11 protein-coding genes are annotated in these 15,398 nt (G+C 62.2%); 3 read left to right on the top strand and 8 right to left on the bottom strand.

The features are described 5' to 3' along the window. Nucleotides 1-26 precede the first annotated feature (26 nt). On the bottom strand, nt 27-626 hold the full coding sequence (locus PQU94_RS15255) for a TetR/AcrR family transcriptional regulator (RefSeq protein ID WP_272742293.1): 600 nt from the start codon (nt 624-626) through the stop codon (nt 27-29). 155 nt (nt 627-781) lie between these two features. On the opposite strand from PQU94_RS15255, the gene PQU94_RS15260 reads away from it, so the two are divergent. Both PQU94_RS15260 and PQU94_RS15265 read left to right on the top strand, forming a co-directional pair. Further along, on the top strand, nt 782-2,455 hold the full coding sequence (locus tag PQU94_RS15260; RefSeq protein ID WP_272742294.1) for an EAL domain-containing protein: 1,674 nt from the start codon (nt 782-784) through the stop codon (nt 2,453-2,455). 226 nt (nt 2,456-2,681) lie between these two features. Next, nucleotides 2,682-3,425, top strand: a complete 744-nt coding sequence (locus PQU94_RS15265) for a YciC family protein (protein ID WP_272742295.1) — start codon at nt 2,682-2,684, stop codon at nt 3,423-3,425. A gap of 28 nt (nt 3,426-3,453) precedes the next feature. On the opposite strand, the gene PQU94_RS15270 is transcribed toward PQU94_RS15265, so the two are convergent. From PQU94_RS15270 to PQU94_RS15300, 7 genes are all read right to left on the bottom strand, one after another. Next, entirely contained in the window at nt 3,454-4,377 is a 924-nt protein-coding gene (locus tag PQU94_RS15270) for an RDD family protein (RefSeq protein WP_272742296.1), read from the bottom strand. Then, nucleotides 4,364-5,395 (bottom strand): stage II sporulation protein M, encoded by a 1,032-nt coding sequence (locus PQU94_RS15275; protein WP_272742297.1) that lies wholly within the window; start codon nt 5,393-5,395, stop codon nt 4,364-4,366. The genes PQU94_RS15270 and PQU94_RS15275 overlap by 14 nt, the downstream gene beginning before the upstream one ends. Nucleotides 5,396-5,602: 207 nt before the next feature. Beyond that, on the bottom strand, nt 5,603-6,913 hold the full coding sequence (locus tag PQU94_RS15280; protein ID WP_272742298.1) for a DUF58 domain-containing protein: 1,311 nt from the start codon (nt 6,911-6,913) through the stop codon (nt 5,603-5,605). Further along, entirely contained in the window at nt 6,910-7,866 is a 957-nt protein-coding gene (locus PQU94_RS15285; protein WP_272742299.1) for an AAA family ATPase, read from the bottom strand. Before PQU94_RS15285 ends, PQU94_RS15280 begins: the two co-directional genes overlap by 4 nt. Next, nucleotides 7,867-9,438, bottom strand: coding sequence for a hypothetical protein (locus PQU94_RS15290; protein WP_272742300.1), 1,572 nt, complete (start codon nt 9,436-9,438; stop codon nt 7,867-7,869). It abuts the gene before it with no gap. Next, entirely contained in the window at nt 9,435-10,184 is a 750-nt protein-coding gene (locus PQU94_RS15295; protein ID WP_272742301.1) for a hypothetical protein, read from the bottom strand. The genes PQU94_RS15290 and PQU94_RS15295 overlap by 4 nt, the downstream gene beginning before the upstream one ends. A gap of 143 nt (nt 10,185-10,327) precedes the next feature. Then, nucleotides 10,328-12,634, bottom strand: coding sequence for a TonB-dependent receptor (locus PQU94_RS15300; RefSeq protein ID WP_272742302.1), 2,307 nt, complete (start codon nt 12,632-12,634; stop codon nt 10,328-10,330). 355 nt (nt 12,635-12,989) lie between these two features. On the opposite strand from PQU94_RS15300, the gene PQU94_RS15305 reads away from it, so the two are divergent. Next, a complete protein-coding gene (locus tag PQU94_RS15305; RefSeq protein ID WP_272742303.1) occupies nt 12,990-15,311 on the top strand; it encodes an EAL domain-containing protein in 2,322 nt (773 codons plus the stop codon). Nucleotides 15,312-15,398 lie beyond the last annotated feature (87 nt).

The raw sequence follows: 15,398 nt of genomic DNA on the forward strand, positions 1-15,398 counted from the left end.
GCGGACCTTCGTTTCGACGTATCGTTTCAGGTTCCCGGCAGGGTTTTGCTCAGAAGGCGCTTGAGCTGGATCTGCTGGAGGCTGCGCTCGGCATTGGCGCGGGCCCAGCGCGCCGCCTGAGCCGGTGTTTCGCGCAGGGCACCGATCATGGCCCCCTCATAGAGCAGCAGCCACTCGTGCGACAGGGTTTCGGCCATATCGGCGTAGCCGGCTTCGGTCAGCAAGGCGTCGAACCATTCGCGCAACTGACGCCGGGCGGCGGCCACGACATCGGCAATGGCCGGCTTGGCCGTTCCGAATTCGACCGTGGCGGTGATCAGCAGGTCGCCGCGCATCGTCGCTTCGGACACGTCCGGCAAGGCATCGAACAGGGACAGGGGGCGCGATTTGACCTCCACCGCCTCCACCGCGATCTTCAGGGCGGCAAAATGCGAGATATGGCCGCGTTCGAGACAGGCGAGGATCAGATCGTCCTTGGACGGGAAGTGACGGTAAAAACTGGCCTTGGCCACCGCCGACTCGGCGATGATGCGGTCAATACCCGTGGCGCGAAAGCCCTGGGTGATAAACAAAGGCAAGGCCGTCTGAAGAATACGATCCCTGACGCCTGTTTTGGTTCCGGCCATATCCAACGCTCCTTGTGAAGGCTGTAGATTCTGACAGACAAGTCTGTACTGTCAACGTGCGCCAAGCGTTTTGCAGAGGCTTTATTAAGTATTTTCTGCTTAGGTGACGAGGCTATCATCGGTGGGTATGCACCGGCACAAGGACTTTTGGCTGCATGCCCGACCGCGACGACTATAAAAACCAGCGCGACCGTTACATCGCCTTTTCTCTGGCGGCGGCCGATCTTCTGGTTGAGGTCGATTCCAGCGGAAAAATCGCCCGCACGGTCGGGGCCACCAATGCCCTTCTGGCCGAAGACGCGCAAAGCGTCAAAGGTCAGGCGATTGATTCCCTTTTCCCGCCTGCCGACCGGTTTCTGGTCACCCGCCTTCTGGCCCGGGCGCGCGAAATCGGCCGCATAGACCCGGCGACGGTGCGCCTAAAACCCGATGGCCGCAAGCCGATCCACGTCAATCTGGGGGCCTGCTATCTGCCCGATCGCGGCCGAACCTATGTGACGGTGACCGTGCTGTCGGAGCCACTGGTCAAGGCGCTGCCGGAACGCGACGATATTTCGGGCCTGCTCGACCTGTGCGAATTTCAGCACATGGCCTCGCGTTCGATCAAGCCGGGCGATGCCGGTTCAGGCGCGGCCATGTTGCAGGAGATGCAACTGATCCGCCTCAACGGCCTCAGCGATGCCATGGGCGAGATGCCGCAATCGCGCTCGGAACAGCTCATGGGCGAAATCGGTGCCCTGCTGCGCGCCTCCTCCGGGCCGACCGGTGCGGCGGCCCGACTGGGGGACGATGAGTTCGGCCTGATGTCCGGTCAGGGGCCCGATTCGGTCAGCGAAGCGCAGCTCATGGGCGACATTCAGCAGGTGCTGAACAATGCCGGGGTCAAGAAGGACCGCGTCTCGTCCAGCATCGTCACCCTGTCGCTCGACACCACCCACCTCAGCGAAGACAGCGTGGCCAAGGCGCTCTCCTACGTCGTGGACAAGTTTACCAAGACGGCGACCGTAGAGGCGCGCGACCTGCAAAACAGCCTGAACGCCGCCATCAGCGCCGCCGTGGATCAGTATGCCCGCGTCAAGGCCGTACTGGCCGCCGGTCAGTTCACCCTGCATTATCAGCCGGTCGTGGACATCGCCACGCGCGAGGTGCAGCATTACGAGGCCCTGCTGCGCTTCAACGGCGGCATGGACTCCTACGACACGGTGCGGTTTTCCGAGCAGGTGGGTCTGGCGGTCGAATTCGATCTGGCCGTCTGCGACAAGGCGATCACCGCCCTCAAGCAATATGCCGGCGAGTCGATCGCGGTGAACCTGTCCGGCCTGTCGGTTCAGAACGCCCAGTTCCGCGACCGCCTCAGCGCGCGTCTGAAGGCCGAGCCGTCGCTGAAAAACCGTCTGATGTTCGAGCTGACCGAATCGCACATGGTCGAAGATGTGGAGGACGCCGCGCGCTTCCTCGCCGATCTGCGCCGTCGCGGCTACAGGATCTGTCTGGACGATTTCGGGTCGGGGGCCGCCGCCTATAACTATCTGCGCCGCTTCGACGTGGACTATATCAAGATCGACGGGCCGTTCCTGAAGACCGCCCTCACCCAGCCGCGTCAGCGCGCCCTGATCCATTCGCTGAGCGTCCTGTGCCATGAACTGAAGTGTCAGTGCATCGGCGAAATGATCGAGAGCGAAGACATGGTGCGTCTGGCGCGCGATCTCGGCATCACCCACGGTCAGGGCTGGCTGTTCGGTAAGCCCGCCGCGCAAATCCCGCCGCGTGCCAATGCCATCTCCCACACCCTGGCGCGCCGCAAGGGGGCGAAGGAGACCTGGGGCTGATCTGCGCGCGGCTTGTCAGGACCGGACGCACGGGCTAGTGTCCTGAATCTGAAATTCGCATGCGCTTGATATCGCTCTCTGGCGAATTTCAGATTCAACAGGACACTAGCAAATTATTGTATCTAGTATCGTTTTTGAATTTGAAGTTCGCCCGGCTCTCGATATCAGAATGAACCGAACTTCAAATTCACGATACTAGGCTCGCCAGCCTGTCCGGGGGGTGACGATGTTTTCAGCTATTTTCAACCGCAGTTTCGAGCTTCTGGGCCGTCACTTCGTGCTGGTCTTCGGCACGGCCTTTTTCATTATGGGCCTGCCGTCGGTACTTGGGGCTCTGTACCTCTACAATCTGACGGGCCAGACGACGGACAGCCTGTTCGAATCCCTGTTCACTCAGGGCTGGCCGACGGCCCTCTATGCGGTGCTGAGCGTCGCGCTTTACCTCATCAACTATTCGGTCATCACGGAGATTGCGGTGACCGGCATTGCCCGCACGCAGTGGCGACTGGGTGAAGCCCTGCGGCGCAGTCTGGTGAATATTGTTCCCCTGATGATCCTGTTTGTTTTGTGCGGCCTGATGATCGGGCTCGGATTCCTCCTGCTGATCGTTCCGGGCATTATACTGATGCTGGCGCTGTCGGTGGCCTGCACCGCCTATATTGCCGAAGGCAAGACCGGCATTTTCGAGGCCATACAGCGTAGCTTCGACCTGACGCGCGGGCATCGCTGGTCGCTGCTGGGGGTGTATCTGTGCCTCGGCCTGCTGCAATGGGTCGTGGGCGCCATTGCCGAGGCCCCGCTGATTTTTGTGGGTGAGGGCCTGCCCCAGCCCCTGCTCATCGGAGCGTCCACCCTGATCAGCACGATGAGCGACGCCTTTTCGCTGGTGTTCAGCGTCGCCGCCTATGTCTGCCTGCGTCAGGCCAGGGAAGGCCAGCCTGCCGACAGCGCCGCCGATGTGTTCAACTGAAACGGCTTTGCCCAGAATCAGAGCGGATCTAGTCGTCAAACTTGTCCTTGCGGCGGCGGCCCATCAGCATCCGCCCTTCAAGCTGAGCGCGCAGCGCGGCGTAATAGGCCCGCAGGAAGGCTTCGTCCGACGGCACCTCACTGGCGATCTTCGGCTCGACCCAGCCGATGCGCGTCTTGATGCGGTCGGCGACGGCGCGCAGGGTGGGCGGACGCTTCTCACGCAGGACCTCTTCGAGCACAACCAGCTCTTTTTCACCATAAACACTGATCTGTTCGGGGCTGAAGATCAGCCCCGGCGAGCCCACCGGGGCCTGTTCGGCCAGATCGAAGCTCAGGCGTTCGCGCGGCACATGGACGACGCGGGTCCCGGCCAGGAAATCGCCCAGCCGCGCCCGTGAGCTGTTGAACAGCGGCAACAGGGCGAGGGTCAGGGCCCAGATCAGCGCGACCAGAGACAGCCAGCCGCCATTGACGCTGGCCTGAAGCGCCAGGGTCAATGGCAGATACAGCTCCACCTCGCGCAGGGCGTTGCGGGTAATGACGGCGGACGGCGTCAGGTGGCCGCCATCGTGCGAAATGACGCGGATCTTCATGATGCGCTTGCCCGGCGTGGCGGCGCGCGGCCCCAATTCGAACAGCGTGAAATAGCCCGAACGCAGGAAGAAGCCGATCAGCACAAACAGGATAAGCAAAGCCTGAACAAACGGATGATCCATGTTCACGTTGTCGAACTTCACATGTTCGAACGGCAGAAGGATATAGAGGATCACCAGCAGGACCGGCACCAGAACGATGATCAGAAAGTCGATCAGCAGCGCCGCCAGACGCGAGGCGAAAGAAGCGGTGCGAAACGACAGGACCACGCCTTCGGGCGTCGTCACCGGCGTCACCGGCCCGTTCAGCGACGGCAGGGTCACTGCCCCACCCTTCATCAGGTCAGGTCTGGCCATGCGTCACCTTCTGCGGACGGACCTTGTGCGCACGCCCAACGGCCAGGAAATAAAACAGCCACAGCGCAGCCATCCCGCCGCCAAAGGCAAACCGCGCCCACATCTCGGTTACCGTCTGACGCGCCACCCCTTCGATAAAGCCGGCAATGACCAGCATCAGCATGGCCCCCAGCATGGCCGTCCCGGCCAGTCGCCCGGCGTCGGACAGGGCCGCCTTACGCGTCAGGTGGCCGGGGAACATGATGCGCCGCGCCAGATGAAAGCCCGCCGCCGCGCCGATGACGACCGCCGTCAGCTCCGTCGTGCCGTGGATCGACAACCAGGCGACAAAATCCGGCCCTAGCCCTTTGGAGGCAAACAGCCACACCATCGCTCCGACCGACATGCCGAAGACAATCATCAGGAAGGCCGTCGGCAGGCCGCCGATAACCCCCAGCGCAAAGGCCGACAGCGTGACCTGTGTGTTGTGGCTCATCAGAAAGACCGAAAAAGCCGCCAGAGGTTCGCCGTTGTCCGTTCCGCCAATGGTCTTGCGCAGGTCATCAACGCTGGCGTTCAGGTCTCGCCCTTGCGACATGCCGCCGACCAGCGGGTCGTACCAGCTCGGATCGGCCATGCACATCAGTATGCCGCCCACAATCCCCAGCGCCAGACAAAGGAAAGACAGGGCCAGTTCCCCCCACAGGGCGCGCACCGAGCGCGGCAGGTCGCGCAGGAAGAAGTCGCGCACCATCACGCCGGGCCGGGCGTGCGGGCCGTACATATAGACGTAGGCGCGCGCGCACAGGGCCTGAAGGAAGGTAATCAGGTTGTGATCCAGCGAAATCGACTGTGCCATCGACAGCGAGGACACGGTCGAACGGTACAGCACCGGGAGTTCGAGCAATTCCTCGGTGGTGAATTTGCGCAAACCGCCGTTTTCGGCGCGGTCGATCTGTTTGGCCAGCGCCTTCCAGTCCTTTTCACGCGCTTCGCGGAACTTCTGGCTCTTGAGTTGCAGAGGGGGCTGATCAGACATGGGCACAATCTCTATTATACCTCCCCAGCTTGCCGGGGCGGAGGACCGCACGAGCCAGCCTGCTGGCGAGATGTGGTGGTGGGGGCTCTGGCTTAACGGCACGGGAATGATGATGCAGAGAGAAACGCAAGCCCCCCTCCGTCTTCGAGACCTGCGGCCTCGAATCCACCTCCCCCGGCTCGCCGGGGGAGTATGAAGACCGCAAACTCACAACCGGTCCTCCCGTTTCATTTCCAGATATTTGAGCACCAGTTGCACCGCCATGGCCTCTGTCGTCGGTTCCAGCACTTCGATACCGTAGCGGCGCAGCGTCGCGTGGACGGTTTCGCGCTGCTGCAACAGGCGGCGGGCGAAGATGGCGCGGGTGACGTCATCAGCGGCCTGCGGCTCGGACGCCGCCAGCCCTTCCAGCACCTCATCGCGGAAGGCGACAAAAACGATCAGGTGCTTTTTCGACAGGCGCTGCAAGGCTTCGAGCATCAGGTCGGCGCTGATTTCGTCGATAAAGTCGGTGAACAGCACGATCAGCGAGCGCCGCGCGATCTTTGACCCCAGATCGGCCAGGGCCAGCGTGTGGTTGGTTTCTTCCGGCCGGTCGTCGAGGCCCGACAACTGCGCCTTCAGCGTCTCATAGGCCTGCGTCCCGGCCAGCAGCGGCGCATTGTGGTATGGCCGCGCGGCAAAGGCGAAAGAGCGCACATTGTCGCCGATTTTCAGCGCGCAATAGCCCAGCAGCAGACCGGCATAGAGGGCGCGGTCGAGCTTTTTGACCCGCAGCAGCGGCTCACCCATCAGGCGCCCCGTGTCGAAGGCCAGCACGATATGGTGGTTGCGCTCGGTCTGAAACTCGCGCGACAGCAGTTTGAGGTGGCGCGCCGAGGAGCGCCAGTCGATGCGGCGATGATCCTGCGACGAGTCGTATTCGCGCAGCGCGTGGTATTCGGAGCCATTGTGCAACTGGTTCTGCACGCGCACCCCATAAACGGAGTCCCGTGAAAACAGGGCGGCGGCGTCCTGCTGTACGCCCTCAATATCCGGCGTGACCACCATTTCGGCCTTCAACGGCACGATCTTCTGCACATAGCCGAGGCCCAGAGCGCCGCTCCAGCGCAGATGCGCGGTTTCCACCGCCGCCTTGCCGCGCGCCGTGGCGCGCAAACTCAGTTGCCCCTTGAACACACCGGCATCGGGGCTCAGGGTCAGACCGGCCTGCGGGGTTTGCAGGCGCGGGGAGACGCCCCAGCGAATTTCGATTTTTTTTGGCGTGCGCGCCGTAAAGCGCACGGCGTAGGCAAAACCATAGTCGCGCCCGACCCCGATGCGGCGCGGCAGAGGGATATCCAGCGTCAGATGCGACGGCAGGGGCGCAAACGCCCCCTCAAACACCGCCAGCGCCATCAGCCCCAGCATGATCACCGGCATGACCCACCAGACGGCAGGCGCCATAAAGACCACCCCCGCGCCCAGAAGGACGCAGGCGATCAATAAGCGGATCAGGCGCGGCGTCGGATGGATCATCTGGGGATCTCGATACGCTCCAGAAGCCCTTGCAGCACGCCGTCCACCGTTTGTCCTTCGATTTCGGCCGAGGGCGACAGCAGCACGCGGTGACGCATGGACGGCAGGTACAGGGCCTTGATGTCGTCGGGCAGCACGTAGTCACGCCCGTCCAGCGTCGCGCGCGCCCGCGCGGCCCGCGCCAGCAGCGCGCCGGAGCGCGGCGAAGCGCCGACCGCCAGAGACGGGCTTTCGCGCGTGGCGCGGATCAGGCTGACGATGTAGTCGAGATTGGCGTCGTTGAGGCGCACCGTCGTTACCACGCGGATGGCCTCGGCCAGGGTCGCCGCGTCCAGCACCGCCTCGATCCCCGCCTGTTCCGGATCGAGTGTCACCGCCGAATTGCCTGCCTCGTCGATGATGCGGCGTTCTTCGCTGGCCGACGGATAGCCCAGTACGTGCTTGAACAGGAAGCGGTCCAGTTGCGCTTCCGGCAACGGATAGGTGCCCTGCTGTTCGATCGGGTTCTGGGTGGCGATGACCATGAAACGGTCGCCCAGATCATAGCGCGTGCCGTCGAGCGTCACCTTGCGCTCCTGCATGGCCTCCAGCAGGGCGGCCTGCGTCTTGGGCGGCGTGCGGTTGATTTCATCGGCCAGCAGCAGATCGCAAAAGATCGGCCCCTTGGTCAGGGAAAAGGTCGAGGTCTGGAAGTTGAACAGGTTGGAGCCCAGAATATCGGCGGGCAGCATGTCCGGCGTGAACTGGATGCGTCCGAAACGCAGGGACAGCGAGCGGCAGAAGGCCCGCGCCAACAGGGTCTTGGCCGTGCCCGGAGGCCCTTCGAGCAGCACATGGCCGCCGGAGAACAGGGCGGTGAGCATCAGTTCGACCGTATCGGCCTGACCGATGATGACCTTGCCGATTTCGCCCTTGAGGCGGGCCGACAGGTTGTGAACGTCGGAAATCTGCATCTAGCGCTCCGTTATCTGGTGCTTCCAGGCGTGCAGACGGCGCGCCCAGCTCAGCAGTTGCATAGGGTTGGAAAGGCGGTCCGCCTCGGCCCTGAGGGCGCTGTAGCGTTCCGGGGTATTGTGTTTTTCGCTCAGGCGCTCGGCCAGTTCGTCCGGCCCGGCACTGTGACGGCCGAGGCCCAGAGCCTTGAGTGCCTGATCGCGCACGAGCTGCGCATAGGCCGGGGCCAGTTTCGGCTCACGCCCGGCCTTGGCGATCAGACGCGCCGCATTGTCGGCCAGCACGGTGACGCCGCGCCCGTGCGGCGTGTCGGTGGACGGATCATGCGCCGGACCAAAACGCGAATAGGCCGACCACAGCATGGCGACGGCCAGCACCAGCAGGCATAGGGGCACACCGATAAAGGGCACGCGCGACACATGGTGCAGCAGGTCCTGCTCATAGGCGAGGTCATTATAGGTCACGTCGAAGGCGACGGTCTTCGCGCCGGGCGCAATAGCTTTGATGATGGACAGAGCCCCCGCCACGCGCTCCGCATCGGCCAGCATCTGATTGTCCATCAGGTCCGGTTCGCTGAGCAGATAGACCGGGGCCTTGAACGGTTTTTCGCCTGGCATGGCGTTGACGCGCGACAGCAGGACTTCGCCGTCCGGGCCGAGCAGCAGCGGCGTCAGGTTCGGCCCGCTAAGCGATTGCAGCCCGCGGATGCGCCCGCTGGTATAGGCCTTGGTCAGGGTCTTTTGACCCTCTGCCGGGCTGAGGGCATAGGATTTGTAACGGCCGAGCGGGGCACGTCCCAGAGCGTAATTCAATCGTTGATAAGTGATCTTGTAGCGCGTCTCGCCGTCTTCCTGCACCGCTTTTTTGCGAACCGGAGACAGCAGGGCCAACTGCGCAAAAACGCTGTTGGGCGACTGAAAGCTGGGGTTGATGTCCCAGCGCGGATGCGACGGCATGGGGCCGGCGGCCCATTTGGGCGCGACGACCAGCACCACCTTGCCGACAGGATAATAGAGCAGGCGGTCAGACTTTTCAGCGCTCGGGGTCGGCCAGATGTCGTCACGCTTTTTCGCCTGATCCTCGGCCTGAAACGACGTCGATGAAGCCTCCTGAGCGGCGCGCGATGCGGAGGCTTCCGCCTGCGCCTGTTTGGCCTTTGCCTGCATATCCGCGCTGGTCATTGACGCCGAAGCGGTCGCTTGGGCACTGGAAGAGGCGCTCTCCTCCGGTACGGGCTGTGGTTCGGTATATTCCGGATCGTCATTGAACAGGGCGCCGTCACCATCCAGAGTCACGATGACCAGATCGCTGATCCTCTGCGGCCCCGAGGCTTGCCTTGTAAGAGACGTCTTGTAATCCGACGCCTCAAGTACGTCGCGCAAACCCTTGAAACCCTGCGCCGAATAGCCGGTGACATTGGCCGCCTGACCGCGCCCCGGCGGTTCCAGATGCGGCGTGATCAGCACCAGCCCGACCATCAGGAACAGGCCCGCAATCAGCACGCCGACAATGATGGGCAGAAACTGAGTGGCGGGCGGCAGGCCGTTTTTCAGAAAGGGCAGACGCCTCATTGCGGCCTCTTCGGCAGATGCTCGGAGGCGACGAAATCGACATAGGCCTTGCGGCAGGCCTCAAAGCCTTCGCGCCCGACGGGGATACCGGCAAAGAAGCTCTTTTCAGCCCAGCGGGTGATTTCGGCATAGGCCGGGCGGGCGTCTTCAGGCAGCAGGGGATGTTTGCCGATGTCGCGCGCCGAATAGTGCTTGCGCACCAGATCCGGGCGATAGGCGTTGAGGTCGGCAACGGAGCGCTTGAGCAACAGGTGCACGGCTTCGTCATAGGCCCCCTTCTGCGCTAGGGCGTCGATTTCCTCGATCAGGGCGGCGGCGGCTTCGGCAGTCGGTCGCCACGGCGCATCGGCCTTCAGACTGTCGCGCTGAAACAGGCGTTCGACCTTGCCGCTGATGAAGGCGCGCACCAAGGGCGACAGCAGCAGGATAACCAGCGCGAACAACAGCAGGTAGAGAAGCCACGGCAGGATGGGCGCGATGGGCTCCAGCAAATCGCCAAAAACCTTGCTGACCTTGCCCAGCCATTCCAGAAAGGCTTTCAGCCAGCCAATATCGGCTTCCTTGGGCGGCGGGGTGTTGGAAAACTGCGTTTGCAGCAGGCTGTTTGCGTTGACCTTACGGATCAGGGCTTCAGCGGAGGAGACATCGGCCGCCGTCACGCTGTTCGGCGAGGTCTGCGCCACGGGTGACACCGCGCTGGCCGCTGCTGACGCAGAGGCTTCGGTCGTGATGGCCGTCGCGCGCATTAGAACCGCTCTTCCCCCATGGTTTCCGCCGACCATAGAGGGTAAATCCGCACGGGGTCAACCCGCTTCGCCTCCCGCGTTCCGGGGAGCCCGGGCAAAACGCAGGGCGGAACGCGTCCATCAGACATCGTTCCGCTCTAACCTCAGAAACCGCCGCCGGGTCCGCCGCCCCAGTTGCCGCCCCCGCGGCCACCCGGTCGCGCCCCGCCGTCGCGGTTGCCGCCGCCGATGCCGAACGGATTGAATTGCAGGCCGATCATGAAGGTCGTCCCGCCCTGATCGCGCTCGGACACCGACTTGACCGTATCGGTATCGATGAGGGTGCGCTGCTTACCCTGATTTTGCACGCTGGCCGTCAGGTTCAGCTTGTTGCTGATCTTGCGGCTGTAACTGGCATTCCAGCGGTAGGACGGATCATTGTAGCCCTGCCCGGTCAGTTGCCTGCCCTGCGCATTGAGATTGAGCTGGAAACGGTCGTTCGCCGTGGCGCGATACCCGAGGCGCAGCCGACCCGACACCGAGTCGCCCTTATTGATCGTGGTGAGGGTCGAATTGACCGGCGGACGTTCTTCCTGACGATAGGTGGCCTGAAGATTGACGTCCCACTTTGTCCCTATCCGGCCATTATACATCAGCTCAACGCCGTTCTCCTTGCCCTCGCCGCCGTTTTCACGGCGCGTCAGCAGGACGGTATTGTTGTCGATATAGAGGCTGCGTTCGACAAACAGATCCTCGCTCTTGCGATAGAAGTAGGTCGCCGTGAAGGTCAGGTTGCGGGCCCGGTCATTGAACTCATAGCGCAGTTCATTGGAATGGGTTTCCGACGGTTTCAGATCGGCATTGCCCGACCGCGCATTCCGCTCATCATAATAGACGATATAGGGGTTGAGATCGTTGATGTTCGGACGGTTGATGCGGTGGCTGTAGTTGAAGCGCAGCTTGGAACGCGCGGTCAGCATGTACTGCACCGCCAGGCTGGGGTGATAGTTGGTGTAGCTTTTGTTGAGATAGGTGCTGGTGGTCTTCTGATTGAGCGTGACCTGCGTGTTTTCGGCGCGCAGACCCGTCAGTACCGTCCACTTGTCGCCGATAGCCCGCTGATAGGTCACATAGGCTTCGGCCTGATCCTGATCCTGACCGAAGGTGTTGCTGCGCCGCGCATCTATCGTCTGCGCGCCGCTCGACAGATCAATATTATACTGGGCGTTGTCGGCTTCGGAATGGCTGGAACTCAGCTCAAAGCCGGTCGCAAAGGTGCCACCCAGAAGATTACGGTTATAGTCGGCGCTCAGGGCCAGGGTGTCCTGCGAACTGACGCCATTACGCAGGGTGCGGCGGTCCTGCGCCGGATTGACATAGCTATAGTCGGACAGGGTGCGGCTGGTGTTTTCGCTCGACGACAGGCGCACATCGGCCTTGAACGTTTCCCCGTCCTGATCGCCCTGATGGTTGAAATTGAACTGGAGCCCGCCCTGATCCTGCGCATTACGGGCATCGTCACGGCGATCATAGCTGTTGGTCTGGACGCCGAGGGGGCTGATATCGACGTTGGACTGCAACGTCTCGTTCTCCCGCTGGTTCTTGCTGGCGTTGAATTGCAGGCTGAGCGTATCCCTGTCCGTCGCATTGATCGTCACGGCCCCTCTCATGCCCCCCGTGTCCGTCGTCTGACGCGACGTGTTGGCCGTATTATAGACAGAGGTGCCCGTGGGCGAAATGCGTTGGCGCGAACTGGTGCCGGAGGTGTCGCGCACATCGTGATTGACGGACACGCCGCCGTTGAACATCACCTTGCCCTTGCCGTAGCTGCCGTTGGCCCCGAACTGGTAGCGGCCTTCGCTGCCGGCGCTGACGCGCAGCCCAAGGGTCGGACGGAGCGAGCGGTTACGTTTCATCACGATGTTGATTATACCGGCCCCGCCTTCACCGCCGAACTGTGCCGACGGGCTGGTCATGACTTCGATAGAGTCGATATCGTCGGCGGGCAGGGATTGCAGGCTAAGCGCCCGGAAATCGCCCTGCATCATGGTCGAGGGCTTACCGTCGATCAGGATTTGCACGCCGGAATTGCCACGCAGGGTGACATTGCCGTCGGGATCGACATTGACGCCCGGCGCCTTGTTCAGCGCGTCGGCCGCTGAGGATACCGGCGTATCGGGATCGGTTTTCGGGTCATACACATCGCGGTCGATCTTGGTTATGGGGCGCGCGGCGGTGACGGTGACGGTTTCGATGGCCTCGCCTGAGCCCGTAGCGGGTACCTCCCCGGGATTGGTCGCGGGGCGGGTTTCATTGGGTTTAGGGGGGTTAGGGGGGACCGGGACCGTCTGAGCGGACGGCGGGCTGGGCGAGGTCGGGGGGAGTGTCTGGGCCAGAGCGGGCGTGCTTAGGACAAGACTCAAAGCACTGCTCGCCAGCAGAAAGGCGGCGTAAGGCGGGGGCATTTTCATTTGTGGAATTTCTTTGTCTTTATTTGCACAAAAGGAGGCAACCCGTGCGGGTTGCGCTGCCTTGTGATACGCGCCTATGGGGGAAAGCCGTCGCCCACCCGCCCTTTTGTCTGTGAACACAAGCGACTGTAACAAAAATACTACAATTAGGACAGCCGCTCTTGCCGAACGCGCGCGCCGGATCGCAAACTATCCGCAACTAAAGTTCACAGTATAAACAGATTTAACACTTGCCTGCGCGGTTTAAAAATTATGGTTAATCAAAGGTCAACGCCAGAGATAAGATCAACACCGCGCGACATTTGCAAAATACTAACACATTCCGCGCACTATGGGCTGGCCGAGGTATTGCATCATGACGTCACCCAACACCCCGACTTCCTTCAGGGATCGCTTGCGTAAATCAGTCGCGCTTCTGGTGCTGCTGGCTGTGTCCGCTGTGCTGACCCTTATTGAACTGGGCCATCCGCTGGAACTGTTTTTGCGGGCCGCCCGTAATTCCTTTCAGAAAATGCCGGTTAGCGGCGAAATGGTCGTCGTGGGTGTGGACGATGCCGCCCTGGCTTCGCTGGGCCCGTGGCCGTGGAAGCACGCCCATATGGCCGGCCTGACCGAGCGTCTGTTTGCCGATGGGGCCCGCCGCGTTTTTATAATGACCCCGTTGACCGATCAGGGCGACAGCCGCAACCGTCTGCTGGCTGACACCTTTGCTCGCCATCCGGGCCGCGTCTTCGTCAGCGCCAAGGCCGATTACCGTCTGGGGCCGAAGCGCGTGACCTATATCCTGCCGCCGGAAGTTATCCGTAACGAGGCGCAGACCGTATCTCTGGCGCGCTATGTGGCCTTCTGGGGCGGTTTGTCCAAGGTCCCTTACAAAACCGAAATCGGAGGTCAGGCCCTCGATTCCGCGGAATCCGTTTTGTCGGGTGTCTATGGCAATACGAAGGAAACCTTCTCGATCAACTATGCCTATGACAGCAGCACCGTGGCCTATGCCAGCGCTGCGGACGTGATTACGGGCAAGGCGAAGGCCAACCTTTTCCGCGGCAAGGATGTGATAATCGGCTTCAATGACCCGAGCCTTGGCGATCAACTGCGCGTTCTCGGTCAGGGACATAAGTCTCCCACAGCGACCGTTGTCGTGCTGGCCGCCGAAACGCTCAAACATGGCCGCCCGCTGCAACTGGGCTGGCTGCCAGGGTGGCTGTTTGCGGCCGGGATCGCGGCCTGGCTGCTCAATCCGCGCATGAAGCGCGGCAAGCGGCTGGTGATGCTGGGCGCCGTGGCCGTTCTGCTGATCGTGCCGGGCGTACTGGAACGCTTTAACATCTTCACGGATATTATGGGCGGGATGACCCTGCTGTTCCTGACCGGCATCTATATTCTGTGGCGACGCTTCGGCGCTCAGGAAAAGAAGGGCGGCACCATCAATCCGGTGTCGGGCCTGTACACCCCCAATGCTATCCGCCACGAAGACCACCTTGATGGCCGCCAACTGGTCGCCGCGCGCATCCGCCGCTATGCCGAAATGGTCAGCGCCCTGCCGCCGGAAGCCGAACGCCTGCTGGTCAAGGAGATCGTGGCGCGCCTGGAACTGGGTGCAGGCGGGGCTCAGCTCTACCACGGCGATGACGGCAATTTCTTCTGGCTGTCGAACCTCTACGACCACGACCTGCTGATCGAACAGTTCACCGCCCTACACGTCATCTTTCGTAGCCCCATTCGCTTTGCCCGCAATTCCTTCGACGTCGATATCTCGTTTGGCGTCGATCGGGAATTCAACCTGCCCGTTTCCCACCGCCTGACCAGCGCCCTGGCCGCCGCCCACTCTGCGGAACAGGATGGCACGCGCTGGCGTCTGCACGATCCGTCGCAGATCAGCGAAAAGGAATGGAACCTGTCACTGCTGGGCGAACTGGACGACGCACTGGATGCCGGCAAGATCTGGGTGGCCTATCAGCCCAAGATGGACCTCTACAGCAAGGAACTGCTGGGGGCCGAGGCGCTGGTGCGCTGGACGCATGAAACGCGCGGCCCCGTCAGCCCGCTGGAGTTCGTCGAAATGGCTGAGCGCCACGGGCGCATCGACCGCCTGACGGATTTCGTGCTCAATGATGCGCTGAAGGTGGCCAAGACCGTTCTGCTGACCCAGCCGGAGTTTCGCATCTCGGTCAATATTTCGCCCAGCCTCCTGACGTCGCGCGACATCATGGACATGGTGAAGGCCGCGCTTGACCGGCATCAGGTGCCGCCGTCTTGCCTGATCCTCGAAGTGACCGAGACGCACGCCATCGCCCAGAACGAAACCCCCAGCCTGCTGATGGCGGAGTTCCGCGATATGGGCATCGGCCTGTCGATCGACGACTATGGCACCGGCCTGTCCACGCTGGAATATCTGCGCAAGATTCCGGCCACCGAACTGAAGATCGACCGCCGCTTCACGCAGGACATCTGCGACAACAAGGCCGATCGCGCGGTGATGAAATCCACCATCCAACTGGCGCACGCGCTGGGCATGAAGGCTGTGGCCGAGGGCATCGAAACGCTCGAAGTCCTGTCGCTTCTGTCGCGCATGGGCTGCGATACGGGTCAGGGCTACTATATCGCCCGACCGATGGACGCCAAGGCGTTCCTGGCGCGCATGGCCGCCGAAGCCGAACAGCTCCGCCACGGCTAACCTTACCTAACGTAAATTTTCAAGACCCGCTGTGACCTCGCAGCGGGTCTTTTTTACTTACGCCACACAGTCTTGGCATGGGTTTTG

This window comes from Asticcacaulis currens, assembly GCF_028550395.1.
In the GTDB taxonomy this organism is placed as follows: domain Bacteria; phylum Pseudomonadota; class Alphaproteobacteria; order Caulobacterales; family Caulobacteraceae; genus Asticcacaulis; species Asticcacaulis currens.

What these genes read in the sequence shown, in the direction of transcription:
- PQU94_RS15255 (WP_272742293.1), bottom strand. Translation starts at nt 626, where the DNA reads ATGGCCGGAACCAAAACAGGCGTCAGGGATCGTATTCTTCAGACGGCC.
- PQU94_RS15260 (WP_272742294.1), top strand. Translation starts at nt 782, where the DNA reads ATGCCCGACCGCGACGACTATAAAAACCAGCGCGACCGTTACATCGCC.
- PQU94_RS15265 (WP_272742295.1), top strand. Translation starts at nt 2,682, where the DNA reads ATGTTTTCAGCTATTTTCAACCGCAGTTTCGAGCTTCTGGGCCGTCAC.
- PQU94_RS15270 (WP_272742296.1), bottom strand. Translation starts at nt 4,377, where the DNA reads ATGGCCAGACCTGACCTGATGAAGGGTGGGGCAGTGACCCTGCCGTCG.
- PQU94_RS15275 (WP_272742297.1), bottom strand. Translation starts at nt 5,395, where the DNA reads ATGTCTGATCAGCCCCCTCTGCAACTCAAGAGCCAGAAGTTCCGCGAA.
- PQU94_RS15280 (WP_272742298.1), bottom strand. Translation starts at nt 6,913, where the DNA reads ATGATCCATCCGACGCCGCGCCTGATCCGCTTATTGATCGCCTGCGTC.
- PQU94_RS15285 (WP_272742299.1), bottom strand. Translation starts at nt 7,866, where the DNA reads ATGCAGATTTCCGACGTTCACAACCTGTCGGCCCGCCTCAAGGGCGAA.
- PQU94_RS15290 (WP_272742300.1), bottom strand. Translation starts at nt 9,438, where the DNA reads ATGAGGCGTCTGCCCTTTCTGAAAAACGGCCTGCCGCCCGCCACTCAG.
- PQU94_RS15295 (WP_272742301.1), bottom strand. Translation starts at nt 10,184, where the DNA reads ATGCGCGCGACGGCCATCACGACCGAAGCCTCTGCGTCAGCAGCGGCC.
- PQU94_RS15300 (WP_272742302.1), bottom strand. Translation starts at nt 12,634, where the DNA reads ATGAAAATGCCCCCGCCTTACGCCGCCTTTCTGCTGGCGAGCAGTGCT.
- PQU94_RS15305 (WP_272742303.1), top strand. Translation starts at nt 12,990, where the DNA reads ATGACGTCACCCAACACCCCGACTTCCTTCAGGGATCGCTTGCGTAAA.